The sequence below is a fragment of the Streptomyces sp. NPDC088747 genome, assembly GCF_044751025.1.
GTDB lineage: Bacteria > Actinomycetota > Actinomycetes > Streptomycetales > Streptomycetaceae > Streptomyces.
This window is the reverse complement of sequence record NZ_JBIVKZ010000007.1, coordinates 244,851-260,971: the sequence shown is the minus strand read 5'-3', so window position 1 is coordinate 260,971 and position 16,121 is coordinate 244,851. Positions and strand designations below refer to the sequence as shown.

Sequence of the window (16,121 nt, the reverse complement as noted above, 5' to 3'; positions counted from 1 at the left end):
GCCGCCCCCCCCGGCGCGGGGGGGGGGGGGGGGGGTGGGGTGGTTGAACGGCGTCCGCCGCGTTTCCCACCCCCCCCCCGACGCCTCCAGCAGCTGCCGGAGGCCGGTCACCTGGCGCCCGAGGACCGCTTCCGCCTCTCACACACAGCGACCGCGACACCCACTCACCCGCTCACCACCCGCTCACCCACACCAGGACACCCTCCTGCGTGATCGACAGGCGGCAGCCACATCCCCCTTGAGCCGGCGCGGACACGGGTCCGTGCCGCGTGGAGGGCGTGCGGCGCATGGGCATGTTTGCGCGGTGGTGTGGAGGGCCTGCGACGGAACCGCAGGTCTGCGGTGGCGTTTCCAGGGCATACGGCGTTGGTCCGGAGGACACACCCCCGGCGGAGAAGAACGCCGCGAGGCCCTGACATGTGGGAGTCCTGATGCCGACCGCCGTGCCGGAGGAACCCAGCGTTTTGTCCGGTCAATCACCTCGGGCCGTCAAGTCGGCTCGCGCCCTCACCCTGCCTCGTGGCACCGGTCGGACCGCCGCGCGCATCGGCGCTCTGACGCTCTGCCAGGCCGCGTTCATGGTGGGCATCGGGCTGCTGATCACAGGTCCCGCCCGCGACGTATGGCCGATGACCGTCGAGGACGACCTCAACGAGGCCATGGAGCGGCACCGCACTGGCGCCCTCACCAGCCTCTCGTGGTTCGCGTCGGAGGCCGGCAACACCCTCACAGTGATCGCCGTCACGCTCGCGGCGTGCCTGGGACTGGTGCTGATCCCCCGTCTGCCGATGTGGCGCCAGGCCGCCTTCCTGGCTGTCGCCGTATCGCTCCAGGCGCTGGTCTTCCTCGTCATCACCGAGTCGGTGGACCGTCAACGGCCGGAGGTGGACCGCCTCGACGCGTCCCCGCCCACCTCCAGCTACACCTCGGGGCACACCGGGGCGGCCACCGCGCTGTATGCGGGACTCGCCGCGCTCGCCCTGTCCCACGTCCGTGGTCGGCTGCGCAAGCTCGTGTGCGCACTCCTGCTGCTCCTGCCGCTGATGGTGGCCATCGCCCGCCTCTACCGGGGCATGCACCACCCCACCGATCTCGTGGGCGGCCTTGTCAACGGAAGCCTGTCGCTGTTGATCGTCGGCCGTGCCCTCTTCACGGAAGGGACGGTGGCCGCCGCCCCGTCGGCGCGCCCCGCGCCGGGCGTCGGCCCCGGCGCCAGTGCACCGCGCGTGTTGGCGCCGGGCCGCACCGTCGTGGTCGTCAACCCCACCGTGACCGACGAGAACACCTGCGCCGAGCTGCGGGACGTACTGCGGCAACACGGCCACAGCACGGTGGAGTTCGTGGAGACCACGGCCAAAGACCCCGGAGGCGGCCAGGCCGCCCGCGCGGTCCGCGACGGCGCGAGCCTGGTGGTGGTCTGCGGTGGGGACGGCACCCTGCGCGCGGCGGCCGACGCCATGGCCGCCAGTGACGTACCGCTCGCGCTGGTGCCCAGCGGCACCGGCAATCTGCTCGCCCGCAACCTCGACCTGCCGCTGTCACCCACCGCCGCGCTCGACGCCGCGCTGGGCGGCTCGGTGCACCACATCGACCTGGGCCGCATCGAGGGCGACGGCGTGGAAGCGACCCACTTCGCCGCCATGTCCGGGGCGGGACTCGACGCCGCGATCATGGAGAACACCGACGATCGGACCAAGTCCTTCCTGGGCTGGCCCGCCTACGTACTGGCCGGCATCACCACCCTGCGCTCACCCCGGATGCGTCTGACGATCCAGCTCGACGGCGCCCCCGCCCTGCGCCGTACCGCCCGCATGGTCCTCCTCGCCAACGTCGGGACCGTACAGGGCGGTCTCACCCTCGTGCCCGCCGCCCGGTGCGACGACGGACAGCTCGACCTGCTGGTCCTCGACCCGCACGGACCCGGCGGCTGGATCCGTGCCCTCGGAACCCTGCTGCGCGGCGGCGCGAGGACGACCCGGCCCACATCTGTGGAGACCCTCACCGTCCACGACGCCGACTCCGGCGTACCGGTGGAGTACTTCACCTTCCGGCGCGCCGAACTCACCTTCGAGTCCGAGCAGTCCCGCGAACTCGACGGGGACCCGGTGGCTCCCGGCCGACGCCTGACCGCCGAGGTCCGTCCGGGCGCGCTGACGATGCTGCTGCCGCCCCGGGAGAAGTGATGGGTACCGCAACCAAGGTCCCCGAGACCAGGGACATGACCGGCGAGGAACTCTCCGCCGACGAGGCCCTCACGTCGCTGCGCCGCTACGGCCGCTGGCCGCTGCTGCGCGACGCCTTCATCCGGTTCCGCTACGCCGACGGGTTCACGCACTCCCGAGCGCTGGCCCTGCAGACGGTGCTCTCGGTGATCCCACTGGTGATCGCCTTTGTCGGACTCTCCACCACCCTGCACACCGAGAACATCGGGAGGCTCGCCGAGCTGACCATCCACCGGATCGCCCAGGGCCCAAGCGCCGAGGTGGTCGACGACGCGCTGGACCGGAGCAAGCGGACGGCGGGCGACGGGGACCAGATAGCTCTCTGGTTCGGCCTGCTCTTCTCGCTGGTCAACACCACGACGGCGATGTGCCAGGTCGAGCGTGGCGCCAACCGTATCTACGGCAACGAACGCGACCGCCCCTTCCACCTCAAGTACCTGCGCGGCCTGGTGATGTCCCTCAGCGCCGGCCTGCCGCTCGGCGTGGGGTTCATCGTGGTGGTGGCCGGCGCGGACCTGGCCTCCGCGGCGGTGACGGTGTACCACCTGGAGGACAGCACGCTCACCGTGTGGAACATTCTTCGCTGGCCGCTCGGCCTGATCCTCGTGCTCATCTCGGCCAGTGCCATCTTCCGCCGCTCGCCGCGCCGGAAGCAGCCCGGCTACACCTGGCTGCTCTTCGGCGCCATGGTGTACCTGGTGCTGTGGACGACCCTCACCTGGTTGCTGAGCCTCTACCTGGGCATCAGCGGCTCCTTCGACACCGTCTACGGTCCACTCAGCGCCTTCATGTCGCTGCTGCTGTGGGCCTACCTGACCTCCATCGCCCTGTTCCTCGGACTGTCCTTCTCCGCGCAGTTGGAAGCCGCGCGCGCCATGCGCCCCGGTCCGATCCTCGCCGACCCGGGAGTCTGAATGGTTCTGCGGTTCACCATGCGCCGTTTCCGCGAGCGTCGCCGCCGGGAGGCCGATCGCCGGTTCGGTGCCCGGCTGCTCGGCGCGGCTGTCCTGGCCGCGATCCCCGCGGTGCTCTTCGGCCTGGTGCTGGTTCTTGTCGAAGGGCATTGGCAGCCGCTGCGCCGACTCGACGCGGGCGCGGCGCGGCGCCTCAACGAGACCGCGTTGGACCACCCCGCCTGGACCGACACCCTGCGTCTCCTGTCGGACTGGGTGTGGGATCCACTGACGCTGCGCGTCGTGGTCGCGCTTGTCACCCTGTGGCTGCTTCACCGCAGGGCGTGGCGGCTCGCCGCCTGGTCCGCCGTGACGGCGGTGGCCGGCGGACTGATCGGGCTGCTCGTCAAGGTCGTCGTCGAGCGGGCCAGGCCTTCCCTGCAGGACCCGGTCGCGCATGCCCCGGGCTTCTCGTTCCCCTCCGGCCATGCCATGACCGCCACGACGTCGTTCGCGATCCTGCTGCTGGTCCTGCTGCCCATGGTGCCGCGCGCCTGGCGAGTGGCCTGCTGGTGCATCGCGGTGCTGTCGGTACTCGGGGTCGGCTTCACCCGTGTCGCGCTGGGTGTGCACTGGTTCAGCGACGTGGTGGGCGGCTGGCTCCTCGGTCTCACCGTCGTCTCCCTCACCGCCTGGGCCTTCAAGGCGTGGCGCACCGACATCGGCCGCCGCACCACTGAACTCACGGACGGCCTGGAGCCCGAACTCACCGACGCTCACCCCGAACCCGACCCCGTACTGCACAGGAAGCACTGAACAGGGCCCGACCGAAACCCCTTTCGAGGTCCGCAGGACTCTGTCCGATCTGGTGGGCGAGCTGACCGCAGAGGCCGACCGGCGCGCCCGCGACGTCGTCACCGGCACTCATCCGTCCCGCCCGTCCCGCCCGGGTCCTCGGTGGGGACCGGATGAATGACGACGTCGCCACAATCCGTCGGCCTGGCTACAGAAAGGGGCACACCTGCTCGGTTCCGGACAGGCTGACATGCCACCGCGCAGGGCGGGCAGAGACACCACGCCGTTGCCCCTTCAGGAGGTTTCATGTCTGCCGCTACACCGGACCAAGAGGAGTCACCGCAGCGCGGAAGCGGGGAGGATAGGCGCTGGAACTGGACCACGATCGGCAACTTCATAGCGGCGGCTGGGGTCGTGGGCGGACTCGTGTTCGCCGGTGCCGGGGTGTGGATGCAGGCCGAGCAGGCGAAGGAGCAGACGAAAACCCTCAAAGATGAAGACGACAGAGCCGCGAAACAGCAGGCGGTGCAAGTCGCGATACAGCCCCTCACCACGTTCGACGACGGCCGACGCACGGCGGTCGTCACCAACCGCTCGTCCAGCCCGATCTACCAGTTACGTGTCTACACCGCTCTCAGCCGCTCTTCGAGCGACACCGAGCACGGAGACATCGCCTTCGTCACCCTGGGATCCCTGTCACCCTGCACGAACGTCAGGGTCGACCTGAACGCCGTGGCGAACGATCTGCCCGTGACGCGCAAGGCATTGCTCGACCACCGGCCTCTCGACTACGGGGTCACGTTCACCGACTCGTTGGGGAAGGGGTTCCACCGGCACGCGGCCGGCATGTTCAACCCGAGTGCCTGGCTCGAATACGTCGACAACGGAGTCGGCACCCCGGCGCTGCCCAACGCGTTCCAGCACTTCGACAGGCATACCGACACGAGCCGGAGCGGTGTGATCGGAGCGATGACCGCCGGTGTGAAGAGCGACCAGTACGGTGTGGTCGGGACGCCGTCCGAAGCTGACCTCTGCGTGAACAGCCAGTAGCCGTCTACCGGCGATCCTTCGGCAGTGCGCCGGTCCACGGTGGAACGTCCCACCCGGAGCCGGCCTGACCTTGACGCCAGGTCAACCCTCCATCCTTCCGGTCGGAGCGTCCTCGCGGTCGCGTGGAGCAACTCCGCGAAGGAGGCTATGGCCATGACCGCTCAGACGATCGCCGGTCCGGCGATGCACGTGCGAGGGATGGATCTTCGATCTCAACTTGCCTCGGTCGGTCGGATTCGGTCCGTCAAGGGCCCCCTACAGCCCGCATATTGACGGAGTCGATCACACAGCGCGAGTAGTCGAATTCCCCGCGGGCGCCGAGTTCGTCGAGGATGACTCGGCGAAGCGCCGGCAGAGGGCGGGCACCGGCCTCCGTTACTTGGTCGCCTGTGCGTCCAGGGCCATGGCCGACTCCAGCGAGACCAGGCGTGCGTTCTGCAGCGTCGCGATCTCCCAGCGGTCGTTCTGCCAGACCATCGCGAACAGTTGCAGGAAGTAGCGGGTCGGCGGGGGTTCCTCTTCGCCGGCCATCATCATGCCGAAGCGGTGGTGTACCACGGCGCAGCCCGGCCCGACGAGCCGGGTGAAGTGCACCTCGCTCCGCACGAGCCGGGAGCCCTTCAGCACCGTGTCGAAGACCGGCTGCTGAAATGCGATCACCGTGTCACGTCCCTTGTGGACTGTGCCGTCGAAATCAATGAGTTCGGCGTCCTGCGCGAAATCCGCGGCGAACGCGGTCGCGTCACCACGGTTCCACCCCTCGATCATTCGGGCAGGGACAGCGGGCAGAGTTTCGAGCGACGGATTCATTTCAGGGCCCTTTCCGCTTTCGGTCTTTCAGTCACCATCCTTACCGGGTCCGACGAAGTGGTCATTGACGATCAGTGCACCGTCGTTGGACACGCGTGCCCCCGGACTGTGTCCGTAGGTGGCCTTGAACAGCCGACTGAAGTGCGCCGGGTCCGCGAAACCCCACGAGGCGGCCACCGCGGCGACCGTGGTGTTCCTCCGGGTCAGATCCGCGTAGCACCGCTCCAGGCGCCGTCGGCGGATCAGGGCAGCCACGGTCAGAGGCTGGTCCTGGAAGAGTTTGTGCAGCCGGCGCACCGACACATGATGTGCCGCGGCCACCTTGGCCGGGGTGAGATCCCGGTCGGACAGTCTCGCCTCGATGAAGCCGATGACTCTCGTGCGGAGTACGTCGTCCTCGACCGGGCGGACGTCACCCAGGCGAGACGCCAGCGTCACCGCGATCAGTTCGATCACCGCAGCCGCCGACCGGTCCGCTTCATGGGCGCGGAACCCGTCCACCGTCCGCGCCATGTCCCGTACGAGCGAGGACACCAGAGCTCCGGGGCCCCGGTCACCACGAATTCCTACGCCGACCAGCCGCGCCACGTCGTCCGCGCCGAGCCGCAGCAGGTGTCGCGGCATCAGCATGGTCACGTGCGTGGTCGCGGAACTAGCGAAACGCACCGGCCGTGACGGGTCGATGAGGACCAGGTCCATGGGTCCCAGCACGGCGGTGCTGCCGCCCTGCTCGGCACGTACCTGTCCTCGTGTCACCACCTCGACCTGCCACAGTTCGCTGTCGCAGGCACGTGCGGATCGGGCGTCGCGGAAGCACTCGCCCTCCGGGGTCACCAGCTCGGTCAGGCGCAAGGGGCCGAGGTCGCGGCTCACCAGGTCGGCGCGGAAGTCCTCACCTGTGTGCCGGTCGCCGCGCAGCGGCGGCAGGCCGCTGCGCTCAAGCATCTCCAGAAAGCCGTCGGCGCTTGTCATTCGGGCCTCGGCTTGCGCGACGCCGCTCAGCCGCGGCCTGTCACCGTCCATCACGGCCATTGTTTCACGTCATGCGGGCGGTGATGCGTTTGCCGACCGGCTCCCGTTGTACCTCGAAGCCCTGCGCGACGGCCATGACGATCTCCAGACCGTGCTGCCCCACCCTGCCCGCATCAGCGGCCCACGCCACCGGCAGAACCGGATCGCCGTCCCACACGACCACCTCCACCACAGCGCCCGAAACGCGCAGCTCCAACAGCAGGGCCCGGGCGCGTATCTGAGGACGTTGGTGACCAGCTCGCTGACCACCAGGCGGGTCAGGTCCATCGCGCGCGCGGACACCGGCAGACCGTACTCGGCCTGGACCTGGGCGAGGAAGTCCACCGCGCGGTGGCGTGCCTCGGCGATGCAGGAGCCGTCGCCGTGCCGGCAGGCGTAATGGTCGCATGTCAGCGGGGGTCCCCGTGCAGGCACCGGTGATTTCACCGATTCATTGCGCCGCGACCGCCGGTTGAATCGCCGTGAGCCGATGGCGGTGGAACGCTCTCCGGCTGTCGGGCACGAGTACTCCCCCGCGTACGTGCCGAAACGGAGCGCCTGGCCGGTCGGAAGGCGCAGTTCAGAGGGGAACCCCGGATATGTCTCGCATCAGCCCCGCCTGCGTGTGTCAGGTGCCGTGTTAGTCAGCACCCTGGTCGTGTGCGCCATCAGCTCGGCCGCGACGCCCGCCTCCGCCGCCACGCAGATCCACCGTGAGGACTTCGCGAACGGGCTCGGCGCCTACACCGCCTCCGGTTCCGTCAGCACCTCCACCGGCGCCGCCCGGTTGAGCGGGTCACTCCTTACCGATCCAGTGCTGACGTCCGCTCCCCTCAGCCTGTCCGGGTACCGCGACGTGTCGGTCTCGTACTCCCGTGCCGCGTCGGGGCTCGACCTCGGCGAGTCGTTCACCGCGGCCTACTCCGTGGACGGCGGTGCCTACACGCCTCTGGAATCAGCGCGCACCGCCACGGGCGGCGCGTCGTTCCGCCTGCCGGCGTCGGTCGACAACCGCACCCTGCGGCTGCGGTTCTCCCTGGACGCCAACAGCGCCCTGGAGACCCTGACCGTCGACGACGTGCTCGTGCAGGCCACAGGCGGCGGAGGTCCCACCGACCCGCCGCCCGGGTCGCTGCCTCCGGTGGCGGACGTCACCGCGCCGGGGCCGTACGCGGTGACCGTCGACAGCACCGCGGGCCCCGACGACGACGGGTGGCTGGTGTACCCGGCGAACGCCGGCCAGGACGGCGTGGACCACCCGGTCCTCGTCTGGGGCCCGGGGGCGGGGTCCGACCCCGCCGCCTACGAAGACATGCTGCGCCAGTGGGCCTCGCACGGCTTCGTCGTCTACAGCGAGGTCTCCTCCAGCAGCGGCGCCTACATGGTCGACGCCGTCGACTGGCTGGAGGACCAGAACGCGAGCCCGAGCAGTCCGCTTCACCAGGCCCTCGACATCTCCGAAGTCGCCTTCGGTGGCCACTCCCGCGGGTCGATCGGCACGTTCGACGTGGCGGACGAACAACGGCTGGAGACCACCGTCCACGTGGCCGGCGGCTCCTTCGACGGCACCGGCCCGGACAGTCTGCGGAATCCGGCCCTCTACGTCGGCGGCGACGAGGACTTCGCCACGGCGAACATGGAACGCGACTACACCAACACCGATGTGCCCGTCTGGTTCAACATCCTCAACGGCACCGACCACCTCCTGGCCACCCGCAACGGCCAGCACATCATCACCGCCTGGCTGCGGTGGCACCTGGCCGACGAGGAGTTCCGCCGCGCGGAGGACTTCCTGAGCGCCGGCTGCACCTTCTGCGGCCTCGGCGCCGTCCGGCACAAGAACTGGTGACGCCCCCCCCTGAACGGGAGCCCCACCTCGCCGCCTACCGTGGTCCGCGTGAGCCAAACGACCCAGCTCTCCCAGCCGACCCCGGGCAGGACCCGCGGCCCCGAGGTTGCCGCTACACGACGGATAACGGCAGCTTCACGAGTACAGGACCGCCTCAGTGGGCAGCGTCTCCCGCACTCGTCGACATCGAGCTCCAGGCTCGGCGGGTGCCTATCGAGGTTGTCGAGAAGCGACTTCACATGAGTTCGATAAAGCCAGACTGTGCGCTCAACTGGCGCCAGGCACCTCAACTTATCGGCTAGGACGTCGCCGTAGGCCAGCGGACGAGTAGTGCTTCGTTGGGAGGCTTGTGCTGGTGCCTCGACTTTTGGGTCGAGCCTGTGAAGTGTGAGGGAGGCCCAGGCCGTGCTTGAGTTCGCGGTAATCGTGGTCGATCCGCCAGCGCAGCTTCGTCCACCGGGCCAGATCAGCTGCCGGTGTGGTGGCAGGAAGGTTCGATGTCCAGTAGTCCGTCGGGGTGTTCTGGCCGTCCGGCCCTTCGACCTTGAAGGTCTGGGTGGGCAAGGACGCCGTCCCACCGGTTGCGGCCGCCACCCGTTTCCTGGGCAGCGGCCAGGGACTGTTTGCCGGGGGGCCGCACTGTCCGCACCGTGAACCGTGAGGGTCATCGCGCCTTTGCTGCCCTGCCGCCAGGTCACCTCGGTAAACCGCTTTGCGCCCGCCCCAGAGGAAGTCGTTCGATGATCTTGCAGTCGATGCGTACTCCGATCCGCCTGCCGCAGGATGGAGTTCGGCAGTGCGCGAAGAGTGCGGCCGGCTCACCCGGTGGCCGGGGTTCCGCGCGGCCCGTCAGGCGTCACCGTGATCTCGCCACCGGCCCCGCAGACCGTGCTGCTCCCAGTTCGTCGAGCTCGGAAAGTTGTTGAGACGTGCTCTTCGCCATGGCCGCGGCCAGCTTCTTCGGCTCGTCGGCTCGGCCTTGGTTCTGTTCTCCGACGCAGAGCATCCGGGACTGCGTGAAGTGGGCCCTCAGCGCATCGGTGAGAATCCGGTCGAACGCCCGGCCCTTCGTGACGGCAGCCTTGTCGAGGGTGTCGAGGCCGACCATGCCCGGCATGTTGTGACCTTCGTGGGGGCGGGTGTCAGGGACGCCGGAGAGTTTCAGTGCGGCGCGCAGGCGACGCAGGTCCTCGCGCAGCGTCGCGCTCGTCTCCATCGCCACTGTGGCCACGGCCGGGTCTGCCGAGCGGGAAGGAGCCAGGTCGGTCAGTTGCCGTGCACGCTCGGCCATGGGAATCATCAACAGGATCCAGGCGGTGTCGGTCGGGTTGAAGGCCGATGCCTGGGACGCGGCGGCTCCCGGCGACGTACCACTGGTCGCCGGCTGCGCGGAGCAGCCGACGACCAGCAGCGCCACAGCCGCGGCGCACACCGACCACAGGGTCAGAACGTGCCGGCGGAGTTGCACTTGGCCTTCTGGGTAATGCAGTCCTTCACACGGTGTCCGAGAGCGGCGTTGTCCCAGGTGTTGAAGAAGTCACCGTGGATGGACGATGCCATGCCCGAGGCCAGCCGGAAGCCCGCACTGCTGCCGCTGGTCGGGTAACTGGTGACGAACGACAGGTTGGGGATGGCGACGGGGTAGGTGCCGCTGCATTTGCCGTCGTAGGTGAAAGCCACGTGCGACTTGTGGTCGGGACTGTCGAGGTTCTTGCCGTCCCAGCAGTCGGGGAAGACGAGTTGATGGGTGAGGTGGGCCTTCGGGGCGCAGAGCGGCCAGTTGCCGTCGGCGCTGCGGCCGATCTCACCGCCCTCACCGGCGCACCAGAACTGGCCGATCGACCCAGCCGGGGTGGGCGTCTGCGTCTTGGCGTTGCCTGCGATCATGCGGAATCCCTGCGGGAAGGGCACGGTCGGCGAGGGGTCGGTGAGCCGGGACCCGTAGTAGACGATCATGCCCTCGGGCTCGACCGCCCGGTCGCCCTCGTAGAGGGTGGGGATCCAGTACGCCGAGAAGTCGTCGGCAGGGGTGCAACTGGTCGGCTTGTTGGCCAGCAGCGACTGGGTCGTGGAGAAGGCGTCCGTGCTCTTGTTGCCGAAGAAGCTGTGCATGTGGGACGCGCCGGGAAGGCCCGGCAGGACGATGGGGTCGTCCGGCTTGGAGTGACTGTAGGTGCAGGTGGCGTTGAACTCGGGAACCCGGACCGCACCGGCGGGCACCGCGGCCGGCGTCATCGCACGGAACTGCGTCAGTTGGGCGTTCCACTGGGCCGCGTCGATGGGGACCCAGCCAGGCGCTGGGCCCACCCCCTCACCGACGAAGGAGAACCAGTTGATGTTGACGAAGTCGCCGGGTGTCGTGCTGCGCACCAAGGCGAACACGGTCTGAGAACCGGTGGGATGGCTGGAGACCTCGGTGGCCTGGGTCGCCCAGGTCTGCCAACCGCCGGTCGGGGAGACCGGTATGACGGCGAGCAGTGGTCCGGTGACGCTGGTGGTACGCAGCTCCACTGTGCCCGAGCCGACGGCGGAGGCGATCCGCGCCGACACCGTCAGCCGGCCGGCCGCGCCGAGGTCGACGTTGTCGAAGCGCATCCAGTCGCCGTCGGCGAGGAACGCGGCGTTCTGCCCGCCTCCCATGTCCGATGTTGCTTCCAACGTGACGCCCGACTGGGCCGCGTACGACTCGGCCTGGACGGTGACCGTGGCGGCTTGCGCCCGCTGGGTCGAGACGGTCAGGCTCAGAGCGGCGGCCAGCACGACCACCAGGGTGTTCACCAACAGTGTGTACAGAGGGACGCGATATCTGCGCATCTCACTTCCTCACGAACATCGGGGTTGAAGGGGCTGCTTCTTGCCGGAGTGCGGTGATGGGGAGCGCGGGACCCGGACAGTGACGCGTTCCCGCGGCTTGATCCAGGCGTCCCGGGCCGGTCCGCCCCGAGGAGACGGGGCGGACCGGCCCGGGAGTATGACGAACGCCGCTGGTGGGAGCGGGAGTTACTGATAGACCCGTACGTAGTCGACGAGCATCTTGGCGGGGAAGGGGGTACTGGCGTCTGTCGGGCCCGGCCAGTCACCTCCGACCGCGAGGTTGAGGATCATGTAGTGGGGGTGGTCGAAGATCCACGGTCCGCGGGTCTGCTCCACCTGGTCCTTGTCGAGGGACAGGACGGTCCGGCCGTCCAGGCTGAAGGTGATGCCTCTGCTGTTCCAGTCGGCGGCTCAGGTGTGGAAGTCGTCGGAGAAGTCGGCGCTCCCAGGCAGCGTGTATGGCGACCCGATTCCGCCTCCGCCGTTGTAGGCGGGCGCGTGGACGGTCGAGTACGAGGTCTTCACGTCCTTGCCGAGGACCTCCATGATGTCGACCTCGCCGTTGTACGGCCACGGTCGGCCCGTGAGGAAGTCGGCGCCCATCATCCAGAACGCGGGCCACAGACCGTTGCCCTTGGGCACCTTGACGCGTGCTTCGACGCGCCCGTAGGTGAATTGGAACGTCGCCCCGGTGTTCATCCGCGCTGAGGTGTACTGGCAGGTGGTGCTGCCGCTCAGCGGGTCACGTGGGCACGACGATCCGGCGGTGACCTCCTTGCGCGCCTCCATCACCAGGTGCCCCGACCCGTCCAGTGAGGCGTTCCGGTGGTCGGTGTAGTACTCCAGTTCGTTGTTCGGCCCGGTGCCCGGATCGGCCCTCCACTTCGAGGGATCGGGCTTGCCGCCGGCCGCGCCGTCGAAGTCGTCGCTCCACACCAGCCGCGGCGGGTTCGCGGGATCACTGGGCAGCGGCGGAGCCGGTATCGGATCGCCGCCGGAGCCGTACACCTGGAACTCCCACAGCGAGTAGCCGTAGGCCGTGGCACGTTCAGTGCCGTACATGCGGACATGGCGACCGGTGCCGGAGACGGCCAGCGTTTGCCTGAAGCCCGTACCGGACGTCGTCGAATAGATCGGTGTCCAGTCGGTTCCGTTCGGTGAGACCTGAATCTGGAAGGACTTGGCGTACGCGGGATCCCACTGCAGGACGACCTTGTCGATCTGTGCCGTCGCGCCGAGGTCGACGGAGATCCAGGCCGGATCGGTCCATCCCGTGGTGGAGCTCGTGGCCCAGCGGGAGGCCGGATCCCGGTCGAAGGCCCTGGCCGGCGTGCACTCCCAGCAGTTCTGGTCGCTCTGGGAAGAAGAAGCCGCCCCCGGCCTGCCGTAGGAGAGCAGTCGGCCGGTGTCACCCCCGGGGCTGGCGGCGGTGCCGTACACCTGGAACTCCCACAGTGAGTAGCCGTAGGCGGTGGCACGCTGTGTGCCGTGCATGCGCACGTAGCGGCCGGTGCCGGTAACGGTCAGGCTCTGGGTGCCGCCTGTGCCCGTGGCCGTCTGATGGACGGCGGTCCAGCTCTGGGCGTCGCTCGACACCTCGATCCTGAACGCCGAGCCGTACGCGGCTTCCCAGCTGAGGACAACCCGGCTGATCTCGGCACTCGCTCCCAGATCGACTTGGATCCACTGCGGATCGGCGAAGGCGCTGGACCACCGCGTCCCGGGGTCGCCGTCGACGGCGCTCCGAGCGGTGAAGTTTCCCTCGGTACTTGAGGCTGTGGCCGGCTTTCCCTGGGAGAGCAGGACCTCCGCTGCCTGAGCGGAAGGAGCGGGGAGAGCGATGAAAGCGAGCAAAGAGACCGCGAGTGCCGTAAATAAGCCGAAGCGACGCAGCAGCGCATGCATGGGCGACTCCTCAAGTGGGGGAGGGAAGTGAGGGAGCGCTCCCTGAGGGGGAGAATGGAGCGGCGGGTAAGGGCTGTCAAGGGCTCTCTCACCTCGAATAAACAGCGGTGTAACGCGTATGACTTCTGCGGGGAGCGGTCTCTCGTGATCGTTATGACAGATCGTCAGCGGTGAGGTGACGCGAGGAGAGAGGGGCTCTTGGGCATGCTCATGACGCCCCGGCCTGCGGATACGCTGCCGACAACGTCATCACGCTGAGCCGGAGGTCGCCCTGATGAGAAAACCCGCCCCGCGTACGAACCCGGGCGGCGGCACAGGGGACGGACCGGCATGAAACGCCCCACTCTGGAAGTGGTCGCCGCTCGGGCGGGCGTGTCCAAATCGAGCGTCTCCCGAGTCATCAACGGCGAGACGACGGTTGCCCCGGCGATCCGGGACGTCGTCATGCGCGCCGTACACGAGCTGGGCTACGTGCCCAACGGGGCCGCGCGCAACCTCGTCACCCGCCGCACGGACACCCTCGCCCTCGTGGTCTCCGACCCACCACAAGGAGTCGTCTCCGACGACCCCCTCTTCTCCGCCGTGGTCCGCGCTGTCAGCAGAGAGCTCGAGAAGGCAGGCAAACGGCTGGTGCTGATGCTCGCGGAATCGGACCAGAGCCGGACCAGAGTGGCGCAGTACATCGCCGGCGGACATGTGGACGGCGTGCTCCTGGTCGCCCTGCACGGCACGGACTCGCTGCCGACCGCACTGGCCCGGCAGGGCCTGCCCGTCGTGTCCTTCAACCGCACCTCCGCACAGGACGTCCCGTACGTGGCACTGGACAACGCCGGCGGAGCGGCCCTGGCCGTACGTCATCTGCTGGAGCGCGGCCGGCGCCGGATCGCCACCATCACCGGGCCGCTCGAACTCTACGAGTCGCGTGAGCGTCTCGACGGCTACCGCCGGACACTGCGTGACACCGGCCGACGCTCCATCGTGGCACTGGGCGACTTCACCAGAGCCTCCGGCGCCGAAGCCATGAGCCAGCTTCTGGAGGACGATCCCGACCTCGACGCGGTGTTCGCCGCCAACGACCTGATGGCGATCGGAGCTCTGCGCACCCTCCATCAAGCGGGCCGACGCGTCCCCGAGGACGTGGCGGTCATCGGCTTCGACGACATAGAGGCCGCGTCCTACACCAGCCCCGCGCTCACCTCGGTGCGCAGCCCGATGGCCGACCAGGCGACCGCAGCCGTCCACCTGCTCCTCAGCCTGATCGACGGTGGGCCCACAGACCCGGTGATCATGCCGAATGAACTCGTCGTACGCGAATCGACCTGATCGCGCGACTGATCTCCCTGATGGAGCGGGACCGTGCTCAACCCCGTCGACGCCGCCGTCATCCGTGACGGCGGTGCCGCGGGCCGGTTTCCCCGCCGGCTCCGCGAAAGCGTGCCTGGTGGCTGAGCGTCTGCCTCGTCCTCACCGAGAAGGCCCGGCGCATCGTCGTCGCCCACAACGGGCATCCGGCCATCGCCCAGTTCGCCGGCCGCCTGTGCCGCGGAGCCACCAACGCACAGCACTACGCCCGCAACGTGCGACGCATGGGCCGCCAGACTGAGGAACGGTTCCTCGAAACGCTCCAACACCGCCAAGGAGCACCAGGAGCGTGGCTTCCACCCGCCGGCGCAACGGCGCCGTGTTCATCACCTTCGACTCCCTGCGCAACGGCGTCGCGCGCGACGCCCTCGACGCCGGGTGCGCGCCCCACCTGGCAAAGTCGCTGCCGGGCAAGACTTGGAAACGGCGGCACACCCAGGGTGCCTTCAACCTCCGCGCCCGCATGGCGTCCGTGGGTCTATGACGTTTCGTTACCGCTCAGCGACAGCGGTCGGTGGCTGTTGCTGGGGCCGTCGGCGCGCCAGGAGTGCCCGGCACCACACGGCCACGGTCCCCCTCCGCGACTACGGGTGCAGCTTCTCGCCCTTCGCCAGCATCGCTACGTACTTTTCGATACGGCGCGCCCGGGTCTCGGCCTTCTTGGCGTCTTGGATCCGGTAGAGGATCGCGTAGCGGTTCTGCCGGTCCAGCGTCCCGAAGAACTCCGCCGCGGCCGGGTCGGCGGTCAGGGCCGCCATGAGGTCGTCCGGCACCGTGGCGGTCCTCGCGCCGTCGTAGGCCGCTTCCCAGCGGCCGTCGGCCTTGGCGCGGTCGACCTCGGCCTGTCCCGGCGGACGCATCCGGCCCTGCTCGATCAGGGCGGCCACCTTGTCCCGGTTGACCTTGGACCACTTGCTGCGCGGCTTGCGCGGGGTGACCCGCTGGAGCCACCACCGGTCGTCGAACTTCGCCTTCTGGCCGTCGATCCAGCCGTAGCAGAGTGCCACGTCGAGCGCTTGGGCGTAGTCCAGCGCGACGATGCCGGGGCCCTTCTTGCGAAGCTTGAGCCAGACGCCGGGCGAGACGGCGTGGTTCTCGCCGAGCCATGCCTCGAATGCCTCGGCGGATTCGAAAGCGGCGAAGTCCAAGTCCTGAGTCACCCCAGCAGAGAATCACACTGAGCCGATTCTCAAGAGGCACCAGGCACAGCTGTGGAGTCCGGCACCCCCGCGTAGTCGGGCAGTTCGACGCCGTTGATCGCGCGTCCGACCAGCTCGGTGAACCATTCGCCGGTGACGGCCGCCACCCGCGACCACGCGACTCCACCGGGTTTCGCCGGGGAAGCGTGCGGGCCTGAAACGGTGTCAGTGGGCGGGGATATCGTGCGACGCACCCGATGACTTCCGGACC

Annotated in this window: 12 protein-coding genes and 3 pseudogenes; 7 read left to right on the top strand and 8 right to left on the bottom strand. The window is 68.9% G+C overall.

What is annotated here, in order from left to right:
- Positions 1–431 precede the first annotated feature (431 nt).
- The 4 genes from ACIP79_RS19140 (at position 432) to ACIP79_RS19125 (ending at position 4,960) form a co-directional block, all read left to right on the top strand.
- Positions 432–2,183, top strand: a complete 1,752-nt coding sequence (locus ACIP79_RS19140; RefSeq protein WP_401224700.1) for a diacylglycerol kinase family protein — start codon at positions 432–434, stop codon at positions 2,181–2,183.
- Positions 2,183–3,136: a YihY/virulence factor BrkB family protein gene (locus tag ACIP79_RS19135; protein WP_401224697.1), complete on the top strand. Its 954-nt coding sequence runs from the start codon at positions 2,183–2,185 to the stop codon at positions 3,134–3,136. The genes ACIP79_RS19140 and ACIP79_RS19135 overlap by 1 nt, the downstream gene beginning before the upstream one ends.
- Complete coding sequence (locus ACIP79_RS19130; protein WP_401224695.1) at positions 3,137–3,931, top strand: phosphatase PAP2 family protein; 795 nt, start codon at positions 3,137–3,139, stop codon at positions 3,929–3,931.
- Positions 3,932–4,216: 285 nt separating this feature from the next.
- The gene (locus ACIP79_RS19125) at positions 4,217–4,960 is read left to right on the top strand and encodes a hypothetical protein (protein ID WP_401224693.1); all 744 of its coding nucleotides are present in this window, start codon (positions 4,217–4,219) and stop codon (positions 4,958–4,960) included.
- Between the two features lie 198 nt (positions 4,961–5,158).
- On the opposite strand, the pseudogene ACIP79_RS19120 reads toward ACIP79_RS19125, so the two are convergent.
- The 4 genes and pseudogenes from ACIP79_RS19120 to ACIP79_RS19105 form a co-directional block, all read right to left on the bottom strand.
- Positions 5,159–5,300, bottom strand: a pseudogene (locus tag ACIP79_RS19120) (IS5/IS1182 family transposase); the annotation flags it as partial.
- Between the two features lie 35 nt (positions 5,301–5,335).
- Positions 5,336–5,770, bottom strand: coding sequence for an SgcJ/EcaC family oxidoreductase (locus tag ACIP79_RS19115; RefSeq protein WP_401224691.1), 435 nt, complete (start codon positions 5,768–5,770; stop codon positions 5,336–5,338).
- A gap of 27 nt (positions 5,771–5,797) precedes the next feature.
- Positions 5,798–6,793: a helix-turn-helix domain-containing protein gene (locus ACIP79_RS19110; RefSeq protein ID WP_401224688.1), complete on the bottom strand. Its 996-nt coding sequence runs from the start codon at positions 6,791–6,793 to the stop codon at positions 5,798–5,800.
- A 13-nt stretch (positions 6,794–6,806) separates the two neighbouring features.
- Positions 6,807–7,216, bottom strand: a pseudogene (locus tag ACIP79_RS19105) (ATP-binding protein).
- A 202-nt stretch (positions 7,217–7,418) separates the two neighbouring features.
- Between ACIP79_RS19105 and ACIP79_RS19100 the strand changes: the two are divergent.
- A complete protein-coding gene (locus tag ACIP79_RS19100) occupies positions 7,419–8,630 on the top strand; it encodes a hypothetical protein (RefSeq protein WP_401224687.1) in 1,212 nt (403 codons plus the stop codon).
- Between the two features lie 856 nt (positions 8,631–9,486).
- Here the strand turns inward: ACIP79_RS19100 and ACIP79_RS19095 are convergent.
- The 3 genes and pseudogenes from ACIP79_RS19095 to ACIP79_RS19085 all read right to left on the bottom strand — a co-directional run bounded on the left by ACIP79_RS19095 (position 9,487) and on the right by ACIP79_RS19085 (position 13,349).
- A complete protein-coding gene (locus ACIP79_RS19095) occupies positions 9,487–10,047 on the bottom strand; it encodes a DUF305 domain-containing protein (protein ID WP_401224685.1) in 561 nt (186 codons plus the stop codon).
- Between the two features lie 26 nt (positions 10,048–10,073).
- Positions 10,074–11,444 (bottom strand): DUF1996 domain-containing protein, encoded by a 1,371-nt coding sequence (locus ACIP79_RS19090; protein WP_401224683.1) that lies wholly within the window; start codon positions 11,442–11,444, stop codon positions 10,074–10,076.
- A 186-nt stretch (positions 11,445–11,630) separates the two neighbouring features.
- Positions 11,631–13,349, bottom strand: a pseudogene (locus tag ACIP79_RS19085) (discoidin domain-containing protein).
- Between the two features lie 330 nt (positions 13,350–13,679).
- Here ACIP79_RS19085 and ACIP79_RS19080 point away from each other — a divergent pair.
- Both ACIP79_RS19080 and ACIP79_RS19075 read left to right on the top strand, forming a co-directional pair.
- Positions 13,680–14,672: a LacI family DNA-binding transcriptional regulator gene (locus ACIP79_RS19080; RefSeq protein ID WP_387178885.1), complete on the top strand. Its 993-nt coding sequence runs from the start codon at positions 13,680–13,682 to the stop codon at positions 14,670–14,672.
- A gap of 328 nt (positions 14,673–15,000) precedes the next feature.
- Positions 15,001–15,195: a hypothetical protein gene (locus ACIP79_RS19075; RefSeq protein WP_401224681.1), complete on the top strand. Its 195-nt coding sequence runs from the start codon at positions 15,001–15,003 to the stop codon at positions 15,193–15,195.
- Between the two features lie 100 nt (positions 15,196–15,295).
- Here ACIP79_RS19075 and ACIP79_RS19070 read toward each other — a convergent pair whose 3' ends face one another.
- Positions 15,296–15,871 carry a YdeI family protein gene (locus ACIP79_RS19070; protein WP_401224679.1) on the bottom strand — a complete coding sequence of 192 codons (576 nt, stop codon included), beginning with the start codon at positions 15,869–15,871 and terminating at the stop codon, positions 15,296–15,298.
- Positions 15,872–16,121: the final 250 nt, after the last annotated feature.

Coding starts and splice junctions, on each gene's coding strand:
- ACIP79_RS19115 (WP_401224691.1), bottom strand. CDS start 5,770: ATGAATCCGTCGCTCGAAACTCTGCCCGCTGTCCCTGCCCGAATGATC.
- ACIP79_RS19130 (WP_401224695.1), top strand. CDS start 3,137: ATGGTTCTGCGGTTCACCATGCGCCGTTTCCGCGAGCGTCGCCGCCGG.
- ACIP79_RS19110 (WP_401224688.1), bottom strand. CDS start 6,793: ATGGACGGTGACAGGCCGCGGCTGAGCGGCGTCGCGCAAGCCGAGGCC.
- ACIP79_RS19090 (WP_401224683.1), bottom strand. CDS start 11,444: ATGCGCAGATATCGCGTCCCTCTGTACACACTGTTGGTGAACACCCTG.
- ACIP79_RS19140 (WP_401224700.1), top strand. CDS start 432: ATGCCGACCGCCGTGCCGGAGGAACCCAGCGTTTTGTCCGGTCAATCA.
- ACIP79_RS19135 (WP_401224697.1), top strand. CDS start 2,183: ATGGGTACCGCAACCAAGGTCCCCGAGACCAGGGACATGACCGGCGAG.
- ACIP79_RS19125 (WP_401224693.1), top strand. CDS start 4,217: ATGTCTGCCGCTACACCGGACCAAGAGGAGTCACCGCAGCGCGGAAGC.
- ACIP79_RS19080 (WP_387178885.1), top strand. CDS start 13,680: ATGAAACGCCCCACTCTGGAAGTGGTCGCCGCTCGGGCGGGCGTGTCC.